The organism is Fulvivirga sp., assembly GCF_040220315.1.
Taxonomy (GTDB): domain Bacteria; phylum Bacteroidota; class Bacteroidia; order Cytophagales; family Cyclobacteriaceae; genus Fulvivirga.
On record NZ_JAVJUY010000204.1, the window covers coordinates 1 to 2,296 of the forward strand.

The window sequence follows — 2,296 nt, forward strand, 5'->3', positions numbered from 1 at the left end:
ATAGTAAAAAATTTAAGAAATTTAGTAATATAGATGGGTTAGACTTTAAAAGAGCTTTTACCCTTTTGAAAATAAAAAATGAGTTGTTTATTTCGGTTGGTAATAAAATTTATAGCTACTCAGAACAAGACAGCAGTTTTATATTTGCATATACATTTCACGAAGGTATCATCAAGTCAATTGAAGAAATAAATGATAATCACATAGTCTTTGGTGAGAATAATCGAAACGAAAAATTCATATATGAAGTAAACTTTAAAACTAATTCCTACAGCATAGAATCATATAAATTCAACAACTTTCCATTTCGAGAATTGGAAGATATCGATTATGATGGCAATCGGTATGTGTATTTTACTACAACTGAACACATATATAAGTTCGATACAAAAAACACCAACTATCTTAACACCAAATTCAGCACACTTATAAGAAATGTAAATAGTCTGGATTCAACCCTATCGCGAGGGTACTACACCGTTTATGCATCATCAGACACTATTCCAAGGATAAGTACTAATCAAACAAAAGAGGCAAGACCCAGTCTAACTTATGATTACAACTCTATCAGATTCGACTATGCTGCCACTTTCCTGGAACTACCAGAAAAAACTAAATATTCCTTTACACTTGATGGTTACGATAAATCATGGTCTGATTGGACCAAAGAAACTACAAAAGAGTACACAAACCTCTCACCCGGGCAATATACGTTTAAGGTTAAATCGTTAAACGTTTTTAAAGAAGAAGGCACTACAGCTACTTATACCTTCACAATACTGCCGCCCTGGTACATGACTACCTGGGCATATGCGTTATTTACCCTTGGCGGAGTTTTGGGTATCTGGTTTATTGTTTTGGCCTATTCTTACCGCGTGAGGTTGCAACGTAGAAAGCTTAAGCTTATTGTTGCTGACCGAACTTTTGAAGTACTATCGCAGAAGAAGGAAATAGAAAAACAAAACGATAAACTGAAAGAGCAGTTTGAAGAAATACAAAAACAAAGAGATGACATCAATGAAAAGAATCAGGAACTTGAAATGTCTCAGGAAGAAATATTAAGTATTAACGAAAGGCTTCAGGAACTTAATTCTTCTCTTGAGAAAAAAGTAGATGAACGCACCTCTGAAATAAGGGTAACCGTTAAGAAACTACAATCTACCATAGCCGAGCTCGATACTTTTATTTATAGAGCCTCGCATGACCTTAAAGGCCCAATTAGTAGAATTAATGGTCTAACTTCCCTGGCCAAACTTGAGGCCAGCAACCCAAATGACATCAAATATTACAACCTTATTGAGTTAGTAGCAAAAGATATGAACAAACTACTAGCCAAGCTTACTCAAGTGCATGAAGTTATTAATTGTGAGGTGGAGAAAAATGTGATCGATCTTCCGGTAATGATTTCTGATGTTCGAAATAGCATAAAATTTTTAGATCCCGAAGATTCTGCCAAATATTCCTTTAATCTTGAGACTACCTTACAGGTAAAATCAGATCCTTTTTTAATGGCGATAGTACTTACCAATCTGATGGAAAATGCGCTTATTTTCAGGAATGTTGGCAAGCCCTGCGAGATTTCAATCAGCGCTTTTCAAAATGATAGCGAGTACTGCATCATCTTCCAAGACAATGGGGCTGGAATACCCCCTGAGCACATCGATAAAGTGTTTAATATGTTCCACCGCGGATCCGATCAATCTAAAGGAAGCGGGTTGGGACTTTACCTTTCGCAAATGGCGATTGAAAAGCTTGGGGGAAGTATAAAAGTAGAAAGTGAATATAATGCCTACACCAAATTCACAATCACAATTCCTAAATAATTAGTTCGTAATAAATTGAACTTCCAGTGTTCTAATTTCATTCGGAACAAATGGTCTCAGGTTATTTAAATTTGTAAATTCATCGGTAAAACCAGCAGGCTGATTGTCAGCTCCGGAGGTGATGAATCCTTGAGTTGCATTAAAATATGCCGGGGAATTTGCTTCTTCCAATATATCATCAATTTCTTCAGCAGAAAAGAAGCCACCGGCCACACTTTCAATTTCTTCGAATAATACGTTATACACAGAATATTCTGTTAAAATATTATCCGTAGTTACACTTGATGGAGGCAACGCCAAATTAATAACACCAATATCACTTGATTCATCTCCCCTGCCCACAAAAGCATAATTTCTACCTCCGGTAAAATTGGGGTCAAATAGTACAAAATCTGGGTGATTTGAATTTCCTACTACATCAACAACATCACCATTGCGGCCTGCCCATAATTTTAAGTTATCCAATCCATCTA

The 2,296-nt window shown here is 36.0% G+C and carries 2 protein-coding genes; one reads left to right on the forward strand and one right to left on the reverse strand.

Features of this window, described 5'->3' with window-relative positions:
- A partial coding sequence (locus tag RLO81_RS10055; RefSeq protein WP_350110887.1) for an ATP-binding protein occupies positions 1-1,823 on the forward strand: 1,823 nt, incomplete at its 5' end.
- On the opposite strand, the gene RLO81_RS10060 is transcribed toward RLO81_RS10055, so the two are convergent.
- The coding region (locus RLO81_RS10060; protein WP_350110890.1) for a hypothetical protein at positions 1,824-2,296 on the reverse strand (473 nt) is incomplete at its 5' end.